The sequence below is a fragment of the Flavobacterium sp. 22659 genome (assembly GCF_052044235.1).
Classification (GTDB): Bacteria; Bacteroidota; Bacteroidia; order Flavobacteriales; family Flavobacteriaceae; genus Flavobacterium; species Flavobacterium johnsoniae.
In genome coordinates this window covers 95654-120592 of sequence record NZ_JBQEMU010000021.1, presented here as the reverse complement: position 1 = coordinate 120592, position 24939 = coordinate 95654, and the positions used below count along the sequence as shown (strand labels likewise).

Annotated in this window: 14 protein-coding genes; 7 read left to right on the top strand and 7 right to left on the bottom strand. The window is 33.3% G+C overall.

Features of this window, described 5'->3' with window-relative positions; genetic code table 11:
- Positions 1-43 precede the first annotated feature (43 nt).
- Positions 44-1410, top strand: a protein-coding gene (locus ACTJIW_RS19010; protein ID WP_440718436.1) for an IS3 family transposase whose coding sequence is annotated in 2 segments (ribosomal slippage) — positions 44-512 and positions 512-1410 — 1368 coding nt in all. Because the reading frame shifts where the segments join, the coding sequence is not laid out codon by codon here.
- 73 nt (positions 1411-1483) lie between these two features.
- Here ACTJIW_RS19010 and ACTJIW_RS19005 read toward each other — a convergent pair.
- From ACTJIW_RS19005 to ACTJIW_RS18995, 3 genes are all read right to left on the bottom strand, one after another.
- Complete coding sequence (locus ACTJIW_RS19005) at positions 1484-5638, bottom strand: two-component regulator propeller domain-containing protein (protein ID WP_440716231.1); 4155 nt, start codon at positions 5636-5638, stop codon at positions 1484-1486.
- A gap of 366 nt (positions 5639-6004) precedes the next feature.
- Entirely contained in the window at positions 6005-8284 is a 2280-nt protein-coding gene (gene bglX, locus ACTJIW_RS19000; RefSeq protein WP_440716232.1) for a beta-glucosidase BglX, read from the bottom strand.
- A gap of 425 nt (positions 8285-8709) precedes the next feature.
- Positions 8710-9786, bottom strand: a complete 1077-nt coding sequence (locus tag ACTJIW_RS18995) for a calcium:proton antiporter (RefSeq protein ID WP_440716233.1) — start codon at positions 9784-9786, stop codon at positions 8710-8712.
- A 411-nt stretch (positions 9787-10197) separates the two neighbouring features.
- Between ACTJIW_RS18995 and ppk1 the strand changes: the two genes are divergently transcribed.
- The gene (ppk1, locus tag ACTJIW_RS18990) at positions 10198-12219 is read left to right on the top strand and encodes a polyphosphate kinase 1 (RefSeq protein ID WP_440716234.1); all 2022 of its coding nucleotides are present in this window, start codon (positions 10198-10200) and stop codon (positions 12217-12219) included.
- Positions 12220-12323: 104 nt separating this feature from the next.
- Here ppk1 and ACTJIW_RS18985 read toward each other — a convergent pair whose 3' ends face one another.
- Positions 12324-13067, bottom strand: a complete 744-nt coding sequence (locus tag ACTJIW_RS18985) for an SDR family oxidoreductase (RefSeq protein ID WP_073411410.1) — start codon at positions 13065-13067, stop codon at positions 12324-12326.
- 146 nt (positions 13068-13213) lie between these two features.
- On the opposite strand from ACTJIW_RS18985, the gene ACTJIW_RS18980 reads away from it, so the two are divergent.
- The gene (locus tag ACTJIW_RS18980) at positions 13214-13522 is read left to right on the top strand and encodes a winged helix-turn-helix transcriptional regulator (RefSeq protein ID WP_200799108.1); all 309 of its coding nucleotides are present in this window, start codon (positions 13214-13216) and stop codon (positions 13520-13522) included.
- Between the two features lie 89 nt (positions 13523-13611).
- Here ACTJIW_RS18980 and ilvN read toward each other — a convergent pair whose 3' ends face one another.
- Positions 13612-14115, bottom strand: coding sequence for an acetolactate synthase small subunit (ilvN, locus tag ACTJIW_RS18975; protein WP_440716235.1), 504 nt, complete (start codon positions 14113-14115; stop codon positions 13612-13614).
- 679 nt (positions 14116-14794) lie between these two features.
- Here ilvN and ACTJIW_RS18970 point away from each other — a divergent pair.
- Both ACTJIW_RS18970 and ACTJIW_RS18965 read left to right on the top strand, forming a co-directional pair.
- On the top strand, positions 14795-15568 hold the full coding sequence (locus tag ACTJIW_RS18970) for an AraC family transcriptional regulator (RefSeq protein WP_440716236.1): 774 nt from the start codon (positions 14795-14797) through the stop codon (positions 15566-15568).
- Between the two features lie 78 nt (positions 15569-15646).
- Positions 15647-17437, top strand: a complete 1791-nt coding sequence (locus tag ACTJIW_RS18965) for a S41 family peptidase (protein ID WP_440716237.1) — start codon at positions 15647-15649, stop codon at positions 17435-17437.
- Positions 17438-17567: 130 nt separating this feature from the next.
- On the opposite strand, the gene ACTJIW_RS18960 is transcribed toward ACTJIW_RS18965, so the two are convergent.
- Both ACTJIW_RS18960 and ACTJIW_RS18955 read right to left on the bottom strand, forming a co-directional pair.
- The gene (locus tag ACTJIW_RS18960; protein ID WP_440716238.1) at positions 17568-18830 is read right to left on the bottom strand and encodes an MFS transporter; all 1263 of its coding nucleotides are present in this window, start codon (positions 18828-18830) and stop codon (positions 17568-17570) included.
- Between the two features lie 148 nt (positions 18831-18978).
- The gene (locus tag ACTJIW_RS18955) at positions 18979-22296 is read right to left on the bottom strand and encodes a TonB-dependent receptor (RefSeq protein ID WP_012025818.1); all 3318 of its coding nucleotides are present in this window, start codon (positions 22294-22296) and stop codon (positions 18979-18981) included.
- A 432-nt stretch (positions 22297-22728) separates the two neighbouring features.
- Here ACTJIW_RS18955 and ACTJIW_RS18950 point away from each other — a divergent pair, with 432 nt between their 5' ends.
- Positions 22729-23781: a DUF1852 domain-containing protein gene (locus tag ACTJIW_RS18950; protein ID WP_440716239.1), complete on the top strand. Its 1053-nt coding sequence runs from the start codon at positions 22729-22731 to the stop codon at positions 23779-23781.
- A 33-nt stretch (positions 23782-23814) separates the two neighbouring features.
- A complete protein-coding gene (locus ACTJIW_RS18945) occupies positions 23815-24846 on the top strand; it encodes a methionine synthase (protein ID WP_433811777.1) in 1032 nt (343 codons plus the stop codon).
- Positions 24847-24939 lie beyond the last annotated feature (93 nt).

Here is a 24939-nt window from a genome sequence, read left to right as displayed (position 1 = left end):
TGAACTGCCCCCAAAAAGTTAGACACTATTTGGGGGCATTTTTATGGAAAGAAAAGTCAAGTACAATTGTGAATTTAAACTTCGTTGTGTAGAAGAAGTTATGAAAAGGCATAACTCGGTTAAAGGCACAGCTAGAGCAAACAAGATAGCTGAAAGCAACCTTACATGCTGGATTAGCCGCTATAATGAATTTGGAATTGAAGGTCTTTTACCAAGGCAGAAAAATAAAGTTTATACTGCAGACTTTAAATTAAAAGTAATACAAACCATTGAAAATAAGTCTTTATCTTTGGATGAAGCCTGCTTGATTTTCAAAATTCCAGCGCAGTCAACCATAATTAGCTGGCAAAGAAAATATGCAAAAGATGATTTGGCAGGCTTAGAACTTAAATCACGTGGCAGACCAGCAGTTATGAATTTTAAGAGAAAGCAACGAAAAACAGACAAACCTTTAACCAGGGAAGAGGAACTCTTAAAGGAGTTAGAGTACCTGCGCGCTGAGAACGAAATTCTAAAAAAGTTCAACGCCTTAGTTCAAGCCGAGCAAGCCAATCAAAACAAAAAGCTCAAACCATAATGGAATTAAGGCATAAGTATGATTTAGATCTTTTGCTAAATTGTATGAACATGGTTAGAAGTACGTATTATTACTATGAAAAGAAAGGTCAGGTAATCGATAAATATCAAGAGATAAAAGATTTAATTAAACAGATTTACAATTATCATAAGGGCAGGTTAGGATATAGACGTATTACTCTATTACTCAAAAAAGAGGGGATTTTAATTAATCACAAAACAGTGCTTCGATTAATGAAATTTTTAGGATTAAAAAGTCTAATCAGAATCAAGAAGTACAGATCGTATAAAGGAGAGCAGGGAAAAATAGCCCCTAATCTACTGCAGCGCAATTTTAAGGCTGATATACCTAATCAAAAATGGGCAACCGATGTGACTGAATTTAATGTTTCTGGCAATAAATTGTACTTATCGCCGATAATCGATCTGTTTAATGGAGAGATAATTAGCTATGAATTATCGCAAAGACCAGTGTTTAATCAAGTTTTAAATATGCTTGAAAAAGCATTTAAAAAAATACCCGATAATACTAATCTGACTCTGCATTCTGACCAAGGATGGCAGTATCAAATGATACAATATCAGCATTTATTAAAGAAAAAAGGAATTATGCAAAGCATGTCCAGAAAAGGCAATTGTCTTGATAATGCGATAATTGAAAACTTCTTTGGAATATTAAAATCAGAGTTGTTTTATCTAAAAAAATACACTTCCATTAATCAATTGAAACAAGAGATTATCGAGTATATAAATTATTATAATAATGACAGGATTAAACTTAATCTAAAAGGAATGAGCCCGATACAATATCGAGCTCATTATTATAAAACTTAATTATTAATTTGTCTAAACTTTTGGGTGCAGTCTATTGTAACCGAAGCTCTTTTTAAATTGATTTTTGTCTGCTTTATTCTTTTGTTCTTTTTTCCTGAGTAGGCAGATAGCCGTATTTAATTTTATAACATTTGGCAAAATAGGAGGGAGAAGTAAAACCAACTTTATAGCTTATCTCATTAATATTATTGTTGCCTTGTTCTATGAGCTGTTTTGCTTTTTCTAATCGTACATTTCGAATAAATTCGTTTACAGAAACGCCTGTTAGTGTTTTTATTTTTCTGTACAGCTGGCTTCTGCTTAGATATATTTTAGATGACAGGAGTTCTACAGTCAATTCCGGCTCGCTGATATTTTCATTGATGAAATGCAGAATTTTTTGAATGAAATCATTATCCAGTGATGTTGTTTTTTCTTTTCCTTGTTTGGTAATGCCGCTGTAAAATTTCTTAAACATGATCTGTCTGCTGGTAATAAGCTGCGCCAGACTTGATTTTAAGATATCCAGTTCAAAAGGTTTACTCAAATACATATCTGCGCCTGAATCTATGCCTTCTAATCGGTCTTTTACCATTGCTTTTGCCGACAGCATTAACAAAGGAATATGACTTGTTTTTAAGTCTCCTTTTATGTTTTTACACAGCTGTAATCCATCCATGACCGGCATAATAACATCTGTAATGATTAAATCCGGTAATTTTTGTACGGCAAGTTCGTAGCCTTTTTTACCATTTTCGGCTGTAATAACTTTGTATGATTTGCTTAATTCCTGTTTTAAATAATTTCGCAGTTCAGGATTGTCCTCAACAATTAAAACCGTATATGATTTTGCAGTTTCTTCTGCAGCGTTGTCGATTGACGTTTCTGTAAAATCATCTTCATCTGTTTGATTATTAGCAGCGTCAAATAAAAATTGATTTTTGTTCTTTTCTATTTTAAAAACCTCATCGATAATTTCACTTTTCTTATAAAACGAATTGCCTAACGGAAATGTGACTTTGAATTTTGTGCCTTCTCCAACTTGGCTTTCAACCTCAATTTTTCCTTTATGAAGTTCAATAAATTCTTTTACAACCTCTAAACCAATTCCTGTGCTGCCATAATAATCTTTGTTTACATTATTGACCTGATAAAAGCGGTCAAAAATTCTATTGAGATCTTTTTTGCGTATTCCAGAACCGGTATCTGTAATGGTTATAGAGTAGGAAGGAACTTTTTCTCCATCAATTATTAAAGCATTATCTGTTTCGGCTGTGTCTATAAAAATGGTGATAGAACCATTATCAGGCGTAAATTTGAATGCATTAGAAATAATATTAAAAAGTATTTTTTCCAGCATTTTAGGATCCAGCCAGTCTTCAAGTTCATCTTGAGATGAATCAAAGTTAACGGTTATGTTTCTGGCAGCTGCCTCTTCATCAAAATACCCAATAATTCCTTCTGTAAAAGCTGTGACATCTACTTTTTTGGCCTGAAGTGAAATTTTATTAAACTCCAATTTATTAAAATCCATAAGCTCATTAATTAGTCTCGAAAGTCGGTCAGAGCTTTTGTGTACGATTTTTAATTTATTATGAATTTCAGGCGATAATTTTTTGCTTCTTAAAATGTCTTCCAGCGGATTAATAATAAGCGTTAAAGGTGTTCTGAATTCATGCGAGATATTGGTAAAAAACTGTAATTTTTTATTGTTTAATTTCTCTAGCTGAATTGATTTTTCTTTTTCTAAGATAATGGCCTGTTTCGCTTTAAAACGGTTTTGATAGATTTTATTTAAGTATCTAATCAGGAAAATTAAAATAGCGGTATATATTAAATACGCCCAAATGGTTTTCCACCACGGAGGAAGTATTTTTATTTTTAATTCTAATTGGCTGTTGCTCCAGGTTCCGTCTGCATTGGCCGATTTTACTTTAAAAGTATAATTGCCCGGCGCCAGATTGGTATAGGTTGCCGTTCTGTTATTTCCGGCATAATTCCAGTCTTTTTCAAAACCTTCCAGATAATAAGCGTATTGATTTTTTTTAGAATAATTGTAGTTAATTCCCACGTATTCAATCGTGAAAACCGATTGTGTGTAGTTGAGCGTAATTTCTTTAGTCTGCGAAATTACTTTGGTTAAAGGCGAACCTTCTTCATTTGGTTTTACAGATTTATTAAATAATTTAAAATCACTGAAATACAATCTCGGTGCTTTTTCTGCTTTTTTAATTTCGTTGGGATTAAAATAATTTACGCCTTCGTAACCGCCAAAATACAATTCTCCATTTCCATCTTTAAAAACGGCATTATTATTAAAATCGTTGTCAATAAGACCGTCATCTTTATTAAAATTGGTGCTTTTTTTATTTTTAAAATCAAGTTTTGTCAAACCAGATCCGCCGCTTACCCATAAAGAACCATTATTGTCTGAAATTATAGCGCGAACAGATTTTTCCTTAAAACCTGGAAAATCATCATAATTAGAAAATATCTTATTTTTTTTATTGTAGCTAAATAATCCCTGACCATCTGTTCCTATCCAGATCGTTTTATCGTTAGATTCATAAATAGATAAAATAGTTTGAATGCTGTTGTGTTTATTTATGCCGCTAAACATGGCATCGCGCATTTTCGTTACTTTAAAATTCGTTTCGTCTTTTAAACTAACCTGATACAATCCTAAAATTGTTCCTACCCAAAGTACATTGTCTGAGTCTACAAAAACTTTGCGGATAAAAGCATTATCTAAGGTATTTTCTGCAAATGGTTTAGAATCGCAATGCACAAATGTGCTGGTTTTATTATCAAAATAATGCAGTCCTTTTATAAAAGTTCCAATCCAGATTCGGCCTTTAGAATCTTCGGCAAAACTAAAAATTCGATTAGATTTCAGTCCAGATGTATTGGCTGTATTATAATTTACGAATCGGGAAGTTCCATTTTTTAGAAAGTAAATACCTCGGTCCCAGCTTCCTATCCAGATATTTTGCCTGCTGTCTATAAATATGGTCTGAATATCAACTGCGTCTAAACCGGAATAATAGTTTTGATTTGTCTGGTTAACGTGAATGTAACTTTTATCAATAAGGTTATAAATGTCGAGTCCGCCGCCTTCATTGCTTATTAATAAATTTCCTTTTTTATCTTTTATAACAGATGTTACATAACTGGTCTGTAGAGAATTATCATTATTGGCAAGAGATTCCAGCGAATTGAATTTGTTATTGGGTTTGTCAAAAACACCAAGTCCTTTATTGAAATATCCTAGCCAAAGTCGTTTTTCCTTGTCTTCATACAGCGACCAGACAGAATTAGATTTTAAACTGAAATTATTGTATTTGCTGTGCAGGTATTTTCGCAGTACTTGTCCTTTGTAATTTACAACCAGTAATCCGTCATTTTCTGTACCGCATACAATATAATCCAGACTGCTTTGTACAATAGACAGGATTTTGTTTTTGGTAATAGGATAGTTTTCAAATTGGTAATTATCGGTTTCGGGTTTAATTTTTATCAAACCGTTTTCTGTTGTTCCCAGCCATATATATCCAAATTTATCTATGACAAGATTTTCTATATCGTCGAGTAAAGGTTCTCTTTTAAATTTGTCTTTGTAAACCTGTTTTACTTTTCCGTTTAAGTCAATTTCCAAAAGACCGTAACTGGTTCCTAAATAAATAATTCCCTGTTTACTTTTTATCGAAGATTTTATTAGAAAATTGGGCTTGTCCAACACTTTTGACTGTACTAAAGAAGCCTTTAAAGTCTTTATGTTTAGTTTGAATAATCCGAAACCATAAGCGCCTAAGAATAAGTTGCCGTTATTGTCTTCAATAATTGTTTTTACAGTAATGGGTTCACTATATCCCTTTGTTATAACATCTTCAATATTAATCTTGGTAAAATTATCTAAATCTCTGTTGTACAAACACAAACCTTCATCAGTGCCAACCCAGAGGTTATTATTGGAATCGATAAATGTGGCATAAATAAAGTTGCTGTTTACAGAGCCGGGTTTTTTATCGTATTTGTATCCAAAATAATTTACACCGTCATAACGATATAAACCCGCACCGTTTGTGCCTATCCATATAAAACCATTATTATCCTGAATGATAGAAGAAACAGCTCGTTTTGAGGTAGTTTCCTGTATGCTTCTAAATTGATAGCTGTCAAATTTACCTTGAGAAAACAGGCAGTTTATAAAGCTGAAAAAGCATAAAAGGATAGTGGTGGTATTTTTCATTTAGATGTAACAGTATTGATTATCCGCTTGTTTGTAAAATGTTTTTTTTAGGATATAGAAAACAATATTAATAAAACTAAACAGAACACTTAATTTTTTTTATTCAAATCTGGCATATTGCCAAAATCCTGAGTATGATAAATAGCCAAATAAGGAATTATCGTACTCAGGATATAGAGTTGTAACAAAAAACTATTCTGCTGGAGTAGTTTTTTTAACACATAGAAATATAGCTTTTGTTTACTTAAAAAAAGGCGTTTCACTTATTTTTAATTCACATAGCTGTGTTTGAGAAATGAGTTTCTTTTTAACTTCTTTCTTCACAAATAATGAATCTATGTTTCTATGTGTTTTTTTTAAAATACTTTATTTTAGTTCAAATTTAGTTGTAAGTCCATCATTAGAATTCCAGCCCACCATAACATTGAATAAACCTGGTTCTACTAAAAATTTACCGTCATTGTCATAAAAACCAAGAGCTGCATCGGTTAAAGTAAACTGAACTGTTTTAGTTTCTCCTTTTTTTAATTCGATAAGTTCAAAACCTTTTAATTCTTTTACAGGTCTTACAATACTGGCGGCAGGATCGTTTATGTACAATTGAACTACTTCTTTTCCGTCAAAATTTCCTGTATTGGTAACCTCAACAGAAATTTCAATTTTTTCTCCTTTTTGAAATGAAGGTTTTGCAATTTTTAAATTTTTATAAGCGAAAGAAGTATAGCTTAATCCATAACCAAAAGGATATAAAGGCGTTTTTTCTACATCAGAATAGTGTGACCAAAACACATTTTTATCTTTATCTGTAGGTCTTCCGGTATTGTATAAATTGTAATAAATAGGGCATTGGCCTACATTTCTGGGAAATGACATTGGCAGTTTACCACTTGGGTTGTAATCTCCGTATAAAACCTGTGCAATTGCGTTTCCGGATTGTGTTCCTAACTGCCAGGCTTCAACAATAGCAGGAATATGTTCTGCTGCCCATGGTAAAGCTAACGGACGTCCGTTGTTTAAAACCAAAACAATATTTGGATTTACTTTATAAACTTCTTCTAATAATTGCTGCTGGTTTCCAGGTAAGTCTAATTCTGTTCTGCTTCGTCCTTCACCGCTTTGAAAACCAATTTCACCCAGTACCATTACCACAACTTCTGCTTCTTTTGCTGCTTTTTTTGCCGCTTCAAATCCAGAAAAATCGGTTGTATTAATTTTTACTTCGTCTACGAATAATTGTTTATTTAAGGCTACATCTGTTCCTTTTTCATAAACTAAGGCGCTGTTTTTATATTGCTGCATTCCTTCGAGTACAGAAACAGCGGTATTATCATCAGCAGCAATTCTCCAGCTTCCTAAAGGGCTGTTTTTATCATTTGCCAAAGCACCAATTAAAGCAATTTTAGCTCCCGATTTTTTTAAAGGAAGAAGGTTTTTATCATTTTTTAATAAAACAATCGATTTTTTGGCCATATCCAGAACGTCATCATTATTTGCCTTGCTGCCAATGTTTGTCTTTTCACGAGCTTCATTACAATATTTATAAGGATCGTCAAATAAACCTAATTCAAATTTTACTCGAAGAATTCTGCGTACAGCATCGTCAATCACGCTTTCTTTTACTGATCCTTTTTTTACTAACTGAACTAATTCTGTTACATATACATTCGATTCCATATCCATGTCAGAACCTGCAATAGCCGCTTTTTTAGCCGCATCGGCTGCATCTGCAGCGTAACCGTGAGTAATCATTTCGGCGATAGAAGCCCAGTCAGATACTACAAATCCTTTAAATCCCCAGGCACCTTTTAAAATGTCTCTTTGCAAAAAGACACTTCCTGTTGCCGGAATACCATTTAAGGTATTAAATGAATTCATAAAAGTGCGTATTCCGGCATCTACCGTTGCTTTAAAAGGCGGTAAAACGGTATTGTACAATTTAGAATTGCTCATATCTACACTATTGTATTCTCGGCCAGCTTCTACAAAACCATAAGCGGCAAAATGCTTCGCGCAGGCCACAATAGAGGTATTACTGAAACTTTCCCCTTGAAAACCTTTTACTCTTGCCGTTGCAATTTTACTTCCTAAATATGGATCTTCGCCTGCACCTTCCATAACTCTTCCCCATCTGGCATCATTTGAAATGTCAACATTAGGAGCAAAAGTCCAGTTTAATCCTGAAGCTGAAGCTTCAAGTGCTGCTACTCGTGCCGAATTTTTGATGGCTTCTAAATCCCAGCTTGCCGCTTCTGCCAACGGAATAGGACTTAGGGTTTTGTATCCGTGTATAACATCAAACCCAAAAATAAGAGGAATTCCAAGTCGGGTTTCTTCAACAGCAATTTTTTGTACTGCTCTGACTTCCTTAACACCGCGAACGGTAAGCATAGAACCGACCCATCCTTTTTTTATGTTATTGTATTTTTCTTCATTAGAACCAGATTCTGGTTTTGGTCCGGTAACATCCCATGAACCATTATATTGATTCATTTGACCTACCTTTTCTTCTAATGTCATTTCTTTCATCAAAAGTGAAATACGGTCTTCAATTGGTTTTTTGGTATCCATATATTTTTTGGTTTGTGCATATCCGTTCATAGAAAGGGCTAACAGTAGAAAGGCATAATTTTTAATTTGTTTTTTCATTAGGTGGTTTTGTTTATATCTTAAATATTTTTGGTATTAGTTATTGAAGTTTACTTTTTTAATGAATAATATAATTTTGCTGTTTTATTTGTGCGAAATCGGCATTATTTAAGGTTGTAAATTTAGTTTTACAACAATAATTTCAATAGTAAATTTGATGCATTATGTAATACAAATGATGCATTTGCAGTCTTTTGGACTGAAAAAAAGTAAAAGAGATGTTGTGTGCAGTGAAAAAGGGGAGCGGCTGTCTTTAATTTTTAAAATTAAAGATCCATCTAACAATAAGTGGAGAATAGGAATGCGAAACATTCCTTTTAGAAAATTCAATTAAGGTTTTATTGAAAGAATTTCATCTTCTAAAAAAATAAAATGCATCAAAGAACAAACCTTATAATTTGTTCTTTGATGCAGTAAAAAGAAGATTACGGATATATCATAAGGAAAATAAAAGCAAATAAGTTAACCAGAAGTACAACTCCGTAAACTATATTCGATTTTCCTTTACTAAGTGACAGCATTACGGTAAATACAGATAAGGCTAATAAAACAATAGATTTAATATCGAGCCCTAATATAATGGGCATATCCATTATAATGCAGACAGCTGCAACGCTGGGAATCGTTAATCCAATACTTGCCAAAGCTGAACCCAAAGCTAAATTTATACTGGTTTGTAATCTGTTTTTTCTTGCTGCGATAATAGCAGCCACAGCTTCGGGCAGCAGGATAATAATGGCAATTATAACTCCAACCAGACTTTTTGGGAGTCTGTAACTCACAATAATACTTTCGATAGTAGGAGAGAGTGTCTTAGCAAGTAATACTACAATGCCTAAACTAACAATTAAAAATATCAAACGAGTATAGAATGTTTTAGTATCAATTGTAATGCGTTTAGCAGTATCGTCATTTTCATCCTCACCCTCAGTCAGGAAATATTGACGGTATCGTGTAGTTTGTGCAAACAGAAAAGAGGAATAAATAACTATGCAGGCAATAGAAGCAAAAACAAGCTGCGGTTCCGAATAATATGATCCTGAAACACTTTCTGTAAAAGTTGGAAATACGAGTGTAAATACTATAATTGAAATAAGGGATACCAAACCAATGGTTACAGAAGAAGCAGAAAAATTCTGTTCATAATGTTTTAAACCTCCAATTAAAAGACAGAGTCCAATAATCCCGTTCAGAATAAGCATAGTTGCCGCATATACTGTATCTCTGGCAAGTGAAACTGCTTCCGGGCCATCTGACATCATTAAGGATATAATTATCGAAACTTCTATTACGGTAATTGATATAGCCAAAATAATTGTTCCATATGGTTCTCCAACTCTTTCTGCTATTATTTCGGAATGGTGTACAGCCGACATAACGCTTAAAATAAGTAATATACTGGCAGCAATTTGAAAAATACTGCTTCCCTCTATAAGTCCGCTGAAGAAAAGTATCCATGATAATGCCGGAATGATAATAGTCCATTGTAATAATCGTTTCATTTTTTTAATTTAAAAATTAATATTTGGCCAAAATCCCAACAAAACTGGCCTTTCCCAATTTGTAATATAGGGGTTTTTTGCCGGAATTGATAAAAAAACTGGATCAAAAGCTTAAATTATAACTAATCTGTATTAAAAAATCTTCAACTGAATTTAAAATTGGCTATTAAATTTAAATTGTATCTGAAATAATAAAAGAGTTTTTTCTCTCTCTAAGTTTTTGATTTCTTAAACTACAGTTAATGTTTCGTTTAAATATTATTAGAAACAGACTGAATAATTGTATGCAGTGTTAGTAATACTTTATTTTTTAGTTAATTACTTGATTTTGTGACGCAGTATAGAAAAAATAATGACTTAAATTTACGAAGTTAGTAGTACTAATTCAGTTGTAATCATAAAATATAAAACGTGCATAACTATCTTATTCCTTCAGAAATATCTTGGCTTTCTTTCAATAATTGTATTTTGGATGAAGCAGAAGACTTAAATAATGCAGTATATGACAGAATTAAATTTTTGGCTATACATTCCTCTAATCTGGATGAGTTTTTCAGGGTAAAAATAAATAAACTTCTAAAAAAGAAAACTAAGAAAAGCAGCGATCTTCTGGAAAATGTTTTAAATGAAGTAAACCTTCAGCAAAATAGATTTGGGAAAATATGGAGTTATTCGATTCTGACTGAATTGGCTTTAAATGATATTATATATTATGAATATCAGGAATTATTGCCGGAACATTTAAATGAGATCGAATATTATTTTAAAAGCATTATTCTATCTTATATACAAGTAGTTTACATTACACTGAATCAGCCTAAAACCTATTTCTTAAACAATCGCAGTTTATACTTTTTAGTAAAACTTAAAGACAGCAAAGGCAATTATAATTTTGTTTATTTAAATATTCCTTCTGATAAACTAGATCGTTTTAAACAGTTGCAAAGCATAGAAAACATACATTATATTATTTCCATTGATACTATAATTCGAAAATGTTTATCACTTATTTTTCCGTCAGATAAAATCATTTCATGTAATGCCATAAAATTAAACCGAGATGAAAATTATTTGATAGAAGACGAAAATACAGGCGATTTAATAGCCAAAATTGAAGCAAAGGTTGAAGAGCGTAAACGAGGTTCTGCCACAAGATTTCTATATGATTCGAATATGGATGCTGATTCTTTTTCGATCTGTAAAAAAGCATTTAAACTTTACAAAAGTGAAATGATAAAGGGAGGAAGCCATCATAATTTTTTCGATTTATTCAGATTTCCAAATCCGGTTACCCCAAAGCTTCAGGGAGCGTATTATCCAAATCTTCCGCATCTGCCTTTTGAAAACAATAAATCAATTTTTGATGTGATAAATAAAAAAAATCAATTACTTCATTTTCCTTATCAGTCGTATTATTATGTGCTCCAGTTTTTTAATCAGGCGGCAATTAATAAAAATGTTACCGAGATTAAAATTACGCTGTATCGCATTTCTTCTCAATCCTTAATCGCAAATGCTTTAATCAGCGCTGCAAAAAATGGCAAAAAAGTAACCGTTTTTGTTGAAGTAAAAGCACGTTTTGACGAACATAATAATTTGTACTGGTCTAAAGAAATGAAGAAAGCAGGTATAAAAATCATTCAAAGCCTGCCGAATTTAAAAGTACACGCCAAAGCGGCCATGATTACCATGAAAGATAAATACGGTAATAAAAAGAATTATGGATATCTGTCAACAGGAAATTTTAATGAAAGTACGGCAAATATATATTCAGATTTTGGATTTTTTACAGCAGAAACGGCCTATACAAACGATTTAAAAAAGATTTTTTCTTTTTTAAAAACCAAGAAAAAAACAACTGAGCCAAAACATATTTTAGCCGCTGGTTTTAATATGAAAGAAAAAATACTGGAATTAATAGATACCGAAATAAAAAACAAAAAAGCAGGCAAACCGGCTTCGGTATTTTTAAAAGTAAACGGACTGGATGAAAAAGATATTATTGATAAACTTATTGAAGCAAGCAGGGCAGATGTTGAAGTTACATTAATAGTTCGCGGAATATGCACGCTTTTGCCGGGAATTAAAAAAATCTCACAAAATATAAAAATCTATCGTATTGTCGATATGTTTTTAGAGCATTCCAGAATTTACAAATTTGCCAATAACGGACAGGAAAAAATCTATTTATCTTCTGCCGATATGTTAAGCCGAAATTTAAACAGAAGAATTGAAGTCGCTTTCCCTTTGTATGATGAAAGGCATATTGAAGAAATCAATAAAATAATTCAGCTGCAGTTAGAAGATAATACAAAAAGAAGAATTGTAAACATTCAGGGCAGTAATGAATTAGAAAATAAGGATAATGAAAATCCACGTCGGGCACAGACAGAAACTTACAACTGGATAGCAGATGCAAATAGAATATACTGAATCAGTTTAAAAAGAAATCTGAGCAAACAGCTCAGATTTCTTTGGATATTTATCGCACTTTAATCTCGTTCGTTTTCTTATCCAGTTACTTTAAATCCTTGATTTTATTTTAGAGCATAGTTTATATATCCTCCGTCAGCCAAAAGCTCTGTTCCAGTAATAAAGCTTGCATTTTCTGAAGCAAGAAATAATACAGTTTTGGCTATTTCGGATGAATCTCCTAGTCTCTGCATTGCTGTAGCACCCGCCAGATATTCTTTTGCTTCCTCAGGTACTGCATTATGAAGTCCAGGTGTAGAAACCGGGCCAGGACTTACAATATTAACGCGTATTTTTCTGCCTGCTAATTCATTTGCCGCAATCTGGGCAATTTTGTTCAAAGCTCCTTTGGTAGCTGAATATATACTGCTTCCTAAATTAGAAGCCGTCGCCACTGTAGAGGAAGTAAATATTACTGATGAACCTTCGGCTAAATGCGGCAGTAATTTTTGAAGTGTGAAAAAATGACCTTTCACATTGGTATTAAACTGTGCATCAAAATCGGCTTCAGTTACATCTTCGATTGAAGTAAATCTTGCTATTCCAGCGTTTAAGAAAAGAACATCTAATGGAGCGTTGTTTTCTGCAAAAGCTTTTTCCAAAAGAGAAAGATCAGATAAATTGGCAGTATCAGAAACTATCGTTTTTAATTTTGAACTATTAATTTCGTTAGCAGCTTTTTCAAGGTTTTCGCTGTTTCTTCCGGTAATCCAAACGTTTGCACCTGCTTTTATAAACTCTTTTGCTGTTGCTAATCCAATTCCTGTAGTACCTCCGGTAATAAGGACATTTTTATTGGTAAAATCCATTTTTAGTATGTTTTAAAATTTTATACAGGCAAAGTTAGTTTAGTGAAGTTTATTATTGTTACTTTGTAACTAAAAGTAACAGTAACATTTGAGTAACCAAGTAACCTATGAGTAACGAATGTCAGATTGAACATAAAAAAGAGATAATGGCTGTCCACGATACGATGGACATACTAAATGGAAAATGGAAAATTTCTATTATTTCATCCATCTGTTATCATAACAAAAGAAGGTTTACAGATATTTTAAATGATGTAAACGGGATATCCAATAAAATGTTAAGCAAAGAATTAAAGGAATTGGAAATCAATAAACTAATCAAACGTATAGTTTTAGATACTCAGCCTGTAACCATTCATTATCAGCTCACTGAGTATGGACTGACATTAAAAACTATCATAAATGATCTTGCTGAGTGGGGGATAAAACATCGCAAGGTGATTATTGAAGGTTAGTGCAAAAGCAAACGTATAATAAACGAGTTAAGAATATTTTTAACTCGTTTATTTGTATTTGTTTTGTGATATTTCTCTATTTGCCGATGTTAGTAAATATCGAAAGCATGACTATTGCTGGCAACTGCAATTCGGGCAGTTTTTATAAATTCGATTAATCCAAAGTTCCTCAATTCTGCAGCCAGATTATCGAGTTCTTCTTCTTGTCCTGTTGCTTCAAATACAATAAAATCTTTTTCTATTGTTATAAATCTGACGCTTTGTTTTTTAAGTAGATGATTCATATTTTCCTCGTTAATGAAACTTGAAGTTATTACTTTAAACAATCCCATTTGTTTCCAGATGATTTCTTCGTTAGTGCTGCAATAGCATTTGAAAACCTCGATTATTTTTTCGATTTGAAGCGCAATATTTCTGGCGATTTCAAAAGTTTCTTCTATAACCAAAGTACATCTGTACATTTTATCAATTTCGCAAGTAGAGATATTGAGACTTTTTATACTGATTTTTCTTCGCGAAAGTATGATCGTTATTTTATTAAGTAATCCCATTTGATCTTCTGTGTAGGCGGTAAAAGTATATTCCTGTTTCATTTAAAAAGTGTCTGATTTTTGAATTATTAGTAGTTTGTGTTTTTTAGAAATAAAAAAACCTTTCTCATTTATGACTGAGAAAGGTTTTTATTGTACAATAGAATCCTGCCTCGTCATAACAAACGAATAATGATAATTGCGCTAATGATAATTTGTACTGAATTTTTCATGTATATTTTAAATAAAAAAACCTCCCAAAAAGGGAGGTTTTAAATTGTATCTGTGTACTTATTTATATAACATCCCTGATCATTATCTAATGATAATAATACTGCTAATGATAGTGATGTTAATTGAGTTTTTCATTTTGTATTTCTGATGTGTGACAAATGTATTGATTTTTATAACGTTTAAAAAAAGTTTTTAATGAAACTATTTGTTTCCAAGCGAATGTATTTTAGAATAAATTTTTTGAAAGCAGAAGATAATTCCAATAGTTTTTGACCATTTCCATCTGAATTTGATCTGTAGACATATTGCTTTGATTGCAGGCAAGATATGGCGGAAAAGATATCAGGTTAAAGACTGCTGCGCTATAAATAGAGACAGATTTCAAGAAGGTGTATTAAGTAAATAAATCCTGTTTATATTTGTGTTGTAAATGAAGTATAAGATACTCTTTTTCAGTATGAAGTATTTATCATAATAGAATGTTTTTTATTAGTTTAATCAAATACTTATGACAGTTGTAAAAAATCATAATACATTTCACAAACTTCCCATTCTAGATGGTTTAGAGCTTTTGAATGCCCAAAACAATACGGTAAGCTTTCCCTATCATACACACGATACATTTAACATTGCATTAATTTTAAAACATACTTTTGACACTAAGCTGACTAATAAATATCTGCAGGCACCGGCAGGGACCTTATCAATAACAAATCCTTTTGAGGTTCATGCGACACCCTGTGATGGAAAAACCGGCAATTCATTTTTTACATTTTATATTGCACCGGATGTTATGAAAAAGATCAACAATAACAACGACGTTTTTTTTGATCACAAGATTATTTATGACGAACAGCTGTTTCGGGAGTTTTATTTCTTGTCTCAAAATTTTGAGAGTTTTGAAATTGAAAAAGCATTGCTGGCAGTATTAGAAAGTCTTATCCGACGCTGGGGAAAAAATCAAAAATTTAAAAACTCCGAAATTAACTTGTTCTCAAGGTTTTTGGAAGATAAGATTAGTGAAAAATTTTCATTAGAAGCAGCAGCAAAAAGTTTTGGACTTGACAAATATAAGTTTTTGAGACTATTTAAATATGAGACAGGAATGACGCCAAACAGTTATGTCATTTTAAAGAGAATCGAAAAATCAAAAATTCTGCTCAATGATGGGATTGATTTAGCTGATGCCGCAATCGAAAGCGGATTTTACGATACAGCGCATTTTTGCAGAAAATTTAAAGAATTCACCGGAGTAACACCTCTGCAGTATAAAATTTCTTAAATTTCCTAATACTGCAATATCGTACAACAGAGTTTTGTTACAGCATTGTATTTTTGGGTATTCTAATTCTGATATGAAATGAAAAAAAGATTTTTCTCAATATTTTTAGCACTATGCGTTTGTATTTCTCTTACTGCACAGCACAAAAAGCAGACTATCAAATTAAACCAGCTGATTGACAATCTTGAAATAAAAAGAGGTGAGGAGCATTTTTTTAAAATTAAACTTACCGCAGACACCTATTATGCTCTAAATGTACAGCAGCAGGGAATAGATCTTATAGTTTCGATTATAAACAAAGAAGGGAAACTAATGGCCGAAGTTGACTCTCCAAATGGCAAGAACGGTCCTGAGAAAATTTTGTTTTCTCCTGACAGAACCGATGAATTTGAAGTTGGGATTAAACCTCTTGATGAAAAATCAAATTCAGAGTCTGGAAAATATACAATTCGACTGCAAAAAGTTCCTAATACACTTGAAAAAATCCCGGTTAAAAATCTTCTTTCTGATTTTGATTTACTCCAGAATGCCTACTACGAAACCAGAGTTGGTCTTTGGTACAATTCAAGAACACAATTTGACAGTATCTGTAATCTGCAGAAAAGCAAAATAAAAACACCTATGAATGCTTTAGAATTTTACAGGATACTTGCTCCGGTGGTTTCGTTTACCAAGGAAGGACACTGCAACATTAAAATTTCTGATGAAACTACAGCTTTTTTAAAACAAAAGGGAACTTATCTGCCATTTGGAATTAAAGTTTTAGATAAAAAAATATATGTCATAAATGATTATAAAGATTTCAAATTAAAAGGTCTTGTTCTTTCAAAAATAAACGGTGAAGCCATAGAAAATATCATGGCAAAAATGCTGGAAATTGAGCCTGCAGACGGATTTAATATGACAAGTAAATACCGATGGATTGAAGGAGCATTTTCTAAATATTACGCTCGGTATTTTCCTGCTTCCAAGTTTATTACACTGGAACTTCTAGATCCTGATAACAATACTAAAATAGTTTATGAAAACATTCCTTCCTGCACTTTTAAGGAGTTCGCAAAACTATATGAAGAAATTAAAAAACAGGTTCCTAATTATACATTCAGTAAATCATCTGATTTTTCTATAGATCCAATAACTTCAACAGCTGTTATTACAGTCAACACTTTTAGTTTGGGAAGTTATACTGATAAGCGAAAAGGATTTCAGTTATTTCTGGAAAAAGCCTTTGACAGCATTTCTTCTCAAAAAATAAAACATTTGATTATTGATGTCAGAAAAAATGAAGGAGGAGAGCAGGGAATGGAAGACCACTTTTTATCTTACCTGACCAATGAAGAGTATAAAAAATACAAATATGTAGAGATTCCGGGATTTACCTATTCATTTCTGGAGCATACTAATTATGCAGGTCAAAAAGAAATCCTGATTGAAGAATTAAAGGAGGATTTTTATCTTTCAACTGACGGCAGGTATTTAAATAAAGCGGGACATTATACTGGGGAGAAACCCAATACAAAAAATTTTAAAGGAGACCTTTATATTTTAATTTCGGGGCTCACTTTTTCGGGAGGTTCAGAATTTGCAGCACTTGCAAAGAACTATACCCATGCAAAATTCATTGGTGAAGAAACCGGCGGTGGTTATTACGGGAATTCAAGCGGCAGTTTTCTAAGTTTCACTCTTCCTAATTCAGCTGTAACAGGCCGTATTCCCTTATGTAAATTTGTAATAGAACCTAAAGCTGATTCAATTCCCTTTGGGCGCGGCGTTTTGCCTGATTATGAAGTACAGCCAACCATCAAGGAGTATCTTGCAGGATATGATAGTGAAATGGAATATGTAAAAACACTGATTAGAAAGAAATAAAGGATCAATTTTGCTCTACATGATTATCAAAATTGTTAGTTAAAAGGATTGCTTTTTTCTCTTTACTTTTTTCTTTCAGATCGCTTTTAATTGCTGGAGATTATGAGATAGAGTCCATTTTTATGAAGCTCTATCTGATAATTTCATCAGTCATATCAATAGTTTTTGGGTGCAGGCTTATCAGTTGTAAAACAATTGCACTAAAAACTACAAATAAGAGTAGTACAAAAACGTGTCTCATTCCTCCATTGTCAGCGGCTTTTCCTAAAAACTCTGTAATAACAGCTCCTGCCGAAATACCAACAAAATTCATAATTCCATATCCCGTAGCCCTGTAGCGTGGAGCAACAAACTGACAAAGAATAGGCATATTATTAGTGTCGTATATTCCAAATCCAAGTCCAAAAAGGACAGCGCCAAAAACAATAGCAGTTGTATCACAGCAATAGCCAAATAAAAACAACGCCGGGATGGTAAGAAACAGTCCAATAACGCTGGTGTAAATTCTTCCTTTAAGATGTTTCATTACCCATCTGTCTGAAATGGCACCTCCAATTAATACGCCAAAAAAGGAAGACATCGAAATGGTTACCGTTGCAATTGGTCCTGCCAGAGACATTTCTAAATGTAAAGTTTCAGTAAATAAGGTGGGTAACCAGTTTTTGGCCGCCCAGCCTGGTAAACTTGGTGCAGAGAAATAAAAGAGCAAAACCCAAAAGGAGATATTACCAAATAATATTCCCAATCCTTTGAACATTTGCCTGAATTCATTGCCGACAGATGACTTTTTTGTGGGATCTAAGAAGTATGTTTTCTTTTCTTGTATAAAAAATATCAGTATTAAACTGTAAAGTACACCAAATAAACCTACTGAGTGAAAACTGAAATGCCAGGAAAAATACTTAGAAATAGTGGCTCCAAAACCACCAAGTGCCTGTCCTAAATAAATTCCGGTGGTATGAATTGCAATGGCAAAAGAGCGTGTTTTTTCCTGATGGTAATCTGCAATTAAGGATAAGGCAGCCGGAATATAAAAGGCTTCGCTAAAACCCATAATACCGCGCAAAATATAAATCTGATTGAAAGTTGAGGCATAACCCATCGCCATAGTCACCCCGGACCAGATAAAAAGACTTCCTATGATGATTCTTTTTCGGTTAAACCGATCTGCTATAATTCCGGAAACAGGACTCATAAGTGCATAAATCCAAAGGAAAACAGCCATCAAAAGACCGAAATTTTCAGCTTTAGCCAATTCAGGAATGTCGTCCATCATCGCTGATTTCATAGTCGACAGCATTTGTCGGTCTAAATAATTCAATAAAGCAACAAACCACAGCAGGCCAACAACAATCCATGGATAGGATTTTTTTTCATTCAATTTAGCAATCATTCTCTTTTTTCAAAATAAAGGCCGAATATACGAATTCAAACGCAACAGGAAAGAATTGTTTTCTTTATAAAAAAGCACTAAATATAAAAGCCCTCTCAAGTAAATGAGAGGGCTTTTTTTAAAAAACAATAAACAGTAAAATATTTTTTTAATTACCAAAAGTATATCTAATAGTAAATTGTGCCTGCCAAACATCAAATGTTGATGTGTTTTTTTGGAAAGTATCTTTTATTAGAGTTCTCATTCCATTTGTATCTGTTTGTGTAGCTAACTGATAAACTGGTATGTTTCCTGCAGCTGTTGAGTTATAAGCCAGAACGTTTGGATTAGTTGCTCTTTGTGTAACTCCCCAGTCTTTATTAAGCATGTTTGTAAAGTTTAGAATATCTGCCCTTACTTGGAAAGAATTCTTTTTACCGCCTATTTTAATATAGATATCCTGAGTAACAGAAAGATCTAATCTGTGAAGCATTGGAAGGATAGCTCCATTTCTTTCTGCATACTGACCTCTTCTTGTGCGAAGGTATTTATCCTGGTTAATGTAAGCATCGAATGCAGCCTGTTGTTGTGCTTCAGTGTAAGTGGTTACAACATTTGCACCATTTACAGTATTAGTAACTGATAATGGAGCGAAACGAATTTCAGAAGCGCTGTTTGGTATGTACATAAGATCATTTCCATTTACTCTGTCTCCATTCATATCTCCTCCGTAAGCATACGTAAATGGGTTTGCCTGTTCACCAATATAACCTAAGTTAATAGAAGTAGCACCTCCTAAACCTTTTCCATATTCAATTCTATAACCAAGTACCCCAACAATTCTATTCGGTGTATTGTTATTTGAAGCCGAAACAGCTAAGTCATTATTTCCATTGATAGATCTTGCACTAGTCCATGAACCTGATGCGATTGATCCCGGAGAAATTAAATCTGCAGCTTCAGAATGTGTATAAGCAATCGATCCCCAAAGACCGTTTTGATATGGGTATTCTAATTTGAAAGTAGTAGAGTAGAAGTATCCTTTATCAGAGTTTGTTAAAACAATTCCATTAGAAACATTATCATTAACTCTGGTTCCTGCATCATTTCGAGAGTATCTTGGTCTGTTGTCAGGACCTCCAAAAGTTCCTACTGGTGCATCTAAATTTGCGTTATAATAATTGATAGCGTTAATGTTTTTCTGGATGATTCCTTCAACAGTACCTACGAAACCAAAAGGAAGTTTTTGATCAACTGCCATAGTTGTTTTCCAAACCTGAGGATATTTGAATTTTTTGTCTGTAAAAGCTAAATCAAAACTTGTAGGCAGGGTTGGAGTTTCTGGTGTAAAATATTGTGCAGGTCTAGGAGTAAAACCGTATCCGCCTGCAGCCAAAGCAGCACCGCTGACATCAACAAATCCTGTAAGAACACCATTGTTTCCAATTTGATTTGAAAGGTAAACTGAAGGAGCTCTTCCTGTGAAAATTCCTGAACCTCCGCGTAGTAATGTAGAAGCATCCCCGTTTAAATCCAAGTTGAAACCAACTCTCGGTTCAAATAAATATTGTGCATCAGGCATCTCTCCTGTATTGAATTTTTCTCCATTTGCAAAAGTCATCGCAGTTACTGTTGGATTCTCTAATGCTGTATCAGCAAACCAAACTCTTGAAGCTCTAAGACCAATACTTAATTTAAAGTTGTCGCTCAATTTAATTTCATCTTGAGCATATAAATCAAGTTTGTTAGATTTTAAAATCTGTAATGGTTCTTCACCGCCAGGTAAAGCAGAATATCTGTATTGGAAACGTGCAGGTGAAGTCGCTGTAGCCGAAGACGGAGCACCTCCATTTGCTGCAGATTGATCAGCAGCTGCATAAAAATCAGCTAAAGAGTTAAATACATAAACTCCGTTTGAACCAGAGAAAAACAAGTTGCTTGATTTGAAATATTCAAAGTTAGCACCTAAAACAATAGAATGTTTTCCGATAGTTTTAGTTAAATTGTCTGTAAAGTGAAGAGTAGAGTAGCTAAGTTTATTACCTTGTGTAAAAGGATCTAAACCAACTGAAATATAAGTATTTGCTCCATTCTTAATGTCAATCGTTGGGAATAAGCCGCCACCTTGAAGCCCTCTGTCTTCAATTTGTTTGTCATAACCAGCAATAAAGTTGTTGTACCATGAGTTTCCAAATTTACTGTTTAATTCTACCACAATAGATCTTGTGTTATCTAAAATGGTATAACCGCTGTTTTTATAAGACATAGCCAATACACTTGTTCTTCTGTTTCCAAAACCTAACGAGTTTGAATTTGAAGTTAATTCGTCAGAAGATGAATTATGGAATACGTAACGAGCTGTAAGTTTATGATTATCGTTGATATTCCAGTCAATACGAGTTAAGAATTTTTTAGATGTTTTATTTGCATCATAATTTTCCCATGGACCTGTTTCATATCCAAATTTATCTTTCATGTAATTTGAAAGTGTCTGCATTTCAGTATAAGTCGGATTAGAAATCTGCGAACCTCCAGACGGAGAGCCAGTAGATGTCCAAGTAGTAGCCGGGCTTGTATTTTCGATAGTTTCGAAGTTACCAAAAAAGAATAATTTGTTTTTGATAATTGGCGCACCAACACGTGCTCCCCATATTTTTTCATTAAATGTTCCAGGTTTGATTGTTACATCTTTACCAGGATGAGTTCCAATAAAAGTCTTTTTGTTGTTTCTGAAAGAATTGTAAACAGACCCTTCAATCTCATTTGTACCACTTCTGGTTACAGCATTGATACCTGAACCTAAAAATCCAGACTGACGAATGTCAAAAGGTGCTATGTTTACCTGCAGCTGCTCAATAGCGTCTAAAGAAATTGCTGTAGATCCTGTTCTTCCTCCAGCTTGTGACTCTGAACCCAGACCGAATCCATTATTAAAAACAGAACCGTCAATTGTAAAATTGTTCAATCTTGAATCCTGTCCTCCAAAAGTACCATTTGCACCAGCATTTGCGTTGTATTTTGTTACAGAGTTTACAGATCTTGATCCTAATACTGGAACAGCTGTAATTTCTCTGTTTGAAAACTGTTGTGATGCTCCAGTTCGGCCTTTGTTAAAGTTTCCTTTTGATTTTGTAGAAACCACAACTTCTTGAAGGGCATTTGATTCCTCTTCAATTTTAATGTTAACCGTTAAATTACTTCCTAATCCAACGTTAATGTCAGTTATTTCAGAAGTCTTATATCCTACGTAACTAACTTTAACAGTATAGGGTCCGCCTGGTCTTAAACCCTGTGCAGAATAACCGCCGTCATAATCAGAAGTAGAAAAATACTTTGTACCAGTAGGTTTGTGGATAATTTCTACCGTAGCTCCGGGAAGTACTTCTCCTTTGGTTGATCTAACAGTACCTGACATAGCTGATCCAGTTACCTGCGCATGTCCTAATGTTGTTAGAAGAATAAACAAAACAAATAGAGTTTTTTTCATTTTGGTGTATAAGTTTATAAATTTTTTGGCAAAATTATAACATATAAGAAGGAAGGTGTTAATACAATATTAACAAAAGGGTATTTTAAGTTTTCCTTGTAAATGGAGGAATTTGGCTGGTCTTTTTGAAAAGCTTGTAACTGAAAAAGCTGATTCCACAGGAAGATTACTTTTCTTTTAGATAAATTGATTTTATTATTTTAAGATATCAATTCCACATCTTTTTGAGTATTCTATATACTCCAAATCAATCATATTTAAGTTTCTCTAAAGAATAATTATCTGTTTTTTTTAGTATTGTATTCTTGAAAAGATAAATATTCTTTAAATATACTAGTAAAAGGAATATTTATCTGAGTTTTTCTAATTACTAAAATAATTCGTCTTTTATATTCAAATTTGCAAGGTAAAAAAACTAAAAGTCATCATCAAATGAAAGCGAACGTACAAGAAGATTTAAGAATAAACGAAAAGCAAGATATTGAAAACATCCAGAATGCAATAAAGAATGATTTTACATTCACATTAGAGAGCACTTGTTTAGATGAAAACTATCACCCCTCAAGTCAAACGCGTTTGACAACCAATTTTGCAAACTTGGCTAGAGGAGCTAATCGCCAGCAAAACTTACGTAATGCCTTAAATATGATTAACAATCGATTCAATGCATTGGCTCATTTGGATAATCCAAAAGGTGATCGTTACCTTGTAGAACTTGAAATCATCACAGTAACGATGAATATTGATGACAAGAATGGTAGTAACAATCTGCCGTTGATTGAAGTTTTAAAAACGAATATTTTTGACCATAAGACTGGCGAGCGTATTGAAGGTATTGCCGGAAATAATTTCTCTTCTTATGTTCGTGATTATGATTTTAGTATTTTATTGATTGAGTACAATAAAAACAAAGCTAATTTTTCTATTCCTGAAGATTTTGGTGATTTGCACGGAAAACTTTATAAGTGCTTTGTGAATTCAGTCACTTATAAAGAGCACTTTAAGATGTCACCTATCATTTGTCTAAGTGTATCGAGCAGCAAAACTTATACCCGCACCGAGTATCAGCATCCGGTTCTGGGTTTTGAGTATCTGCAGAATGAGTATTCTCTCACTGATGAATATTTCTCTAAAATGGGCTTAAAAGTTCGTTTTTTCATGCCTCAGAACAGTGCGGCACCAATGGCTTTTTATCATTCCGGAGATCTGCTTGCTGATTATACTGATCTTGGACTAATCAGCTCAATCAGCACTATGGAGACTTTCCAGAAGATTTATCGCCCTGAAATTTACAATGCAAATTCAGTGGCTGGGAAAATCTATCAACCTAGTCTTAAACACGAAGATTTTTCGCTGACTCGCGTGGATTATGACCGCGAAGAGCGCAGCCGACTGGCTGTAGAACAGGGTAAATATGCAAAAGAGCATTTCATTAAGCCTTACAAAAATCTACTGGAACAATGGTCTGCTGATTTTTCCCTTTAATTAATTACAACAACACATTAAAATTATTTTATTATGAAGAAATTATTATTACCCACCTCAATTGTTGGAAGTCTGCCCAAACCTGCCTGGCTTGCGCCACCTGAAAAACTTTGGTCACCTTGGAAATTAGAAGGAGATCAGTTACTTGAAGGGAAACAAGATGCTTTGCGTATTTCTTTGCATCAACAACAATTGGCTGGGGTTGATATAATTTGTGATGGTGAGCAGACACGCCAGCATTTTGTAACCACTTTTATCGAACATTTAAGCGGTGTAGATTTTGAAAATCGTAAAATTGTAAAAATTCGTAACCGTTATGATGCGAGTGTTCCTGTTGTTGTTGGTGAAGTTGAACGTCAAAAAGCAGTTTTTGTTGAAGATGCTAAATTTTTACGTAAACAGACTAATAAACCTATAAAATGGGCATTGCCAGGTCCGATGACAATGGTAGATACCTTATATGATGACCATTACAAAAACAGGGAAAAATTGGCGTGGGAATTTGCAAAAGCGCTCAATCAAGAAGCAAGAGAACTTCAAGATGCAGGGGTAGATATTATTCAGTTTGATGAACCTGCATTTAATGTATTTTTTGATGAAGTAAACGATTGGGGAATGGCAGTATTGGAAAGAGCTATTGAAGGCTTAAACTGCGAAACTGCGGTACATATTTGTTACGGTTATGGAATACAAGCAAATACTGATTGGAAAAAGACATTGGGGTCAGAATGGCGTCAATACGAAGAAATTTTCCCAAAAATTCAAAAATCTAATATTGATATTGTTTCATTAGAATGTCATAATTCACGTGTACCTTTTAATTTAATGGAACTTGTTCGTGGTAAAAAAGTAATGGTTGGTGCAATTGATGTGGCAACAAACACTATCGAAACACCTGAAGAAGTAGCTGATACCCTGCGAAAAGCTCTTGAGTTCGTAGATGTCGAAAATCTTTACCCAAGTACAAACTGTGGTATGGCTCCATTATCCCGAAATGTAGCCATAGGGAAGTTAAATGCTTTAAGTGCAGGAGCAGAAATTATACGCAGAGAACTTGCTGTTTAATTCAATGTACTAATTATAAAATGGAGTTGTTTTTTTTAACTCCCTCTGTCCGTAGAGTTAAGAGACTCTACGGACTAACAATTGGCTCTTAAA

What these genes read in the sequence shown, in the direction of transcription:
- ACTJIW_RS18955 (WP_012025818.1), bottom strand. Translation starts at nt 22,296, where the DNA reads ATGAAAAAAACTCTATTTGTTTTGTTTATTCTTCTAACAACATTAGGA.
- ACTJIW_RS18970 (WP_440716236.1), top strand. Translation starts at nt 14,795, where the DNA reads ATGACAGTTGTAAAAAATCATAATACATTTCACAAACTTCCCATTCTA.
- ACTJIW_RS18945 (WP_433811777.1), top strand. Translation starts at nt 23,815, where the DNA reads ATGAAGAAATTATTATTACCCACCTCAATTGTTGGAAGTCTGCCCAAA.
- ACTJIW_RS18960 (WP_440716238.1), bottom strand. Translation starts at nt 18,830, where the DNA reads ATGATTGCTAAATTGAATGAAAAAAAATCCTATCCATGGATTGTTGTT.
- ACTJIW_RS18985 (WP_073411410.1), bottom strand. Translation starts at nt 13,067, where the DNA reads ATGGATTTTACCAATAAAAATGTCCTTATTACCGGAGGTACTACAGGA.
- ACTJIW_RS18965 (WP_440716237.1), top strand. Translation starts at nt 15,647, where the DNA reads ATGAAAAAAAGATTTTTCTCAATATTTTTAGCACTATGCGTTTGTATT.
- ACTJIW_RS18980 (WP_200799108.1), top strand. Translation starts at nt 13,214, where the DNA reads ATGGCTGTCCACGATACGATGGACATACTAAATGGAAAATGGAAAATT.
- ACTJIW_RS18950 (WP_440716239.1), top strand. Translation starts at nt 22,729, where the DNA reads ATGAAAGCGAACGTACAAGAAGATTTAAGAATAAACGAAAAGCAAGAT.
- ilvN (WP_440716235.1), bottom strand. Translation starts at nt 14,115, where the DNA reads ATGAAACAGGAATATACTTTTACCGCCTACACAGAAGATCAAATGGGA.
- ACTJIW_RS18995 (WP_440716233.1), bottom strand. Translation starts at nt 9,786, where the DNA reads ATGAAACGATTATTACAATGGACTATTATCATTCCGGCATTATCATGG.
- ACTJIW_RS19005 (WP_440716231.1), bottom strand. Translation starts at nt 5,638, where the DNA reads ATGAAAAATACCACCACTATCCTTTTATGCTTTTTCAGCTTTATAAAC.
- bglX (WP_440716232.1), bottom strand. Translation starts at nt 8,284, where the DNA reads ATGAAAAAACAAATTAAAAATTATGCCTTTCTACTGTTAGCCCTTTCT.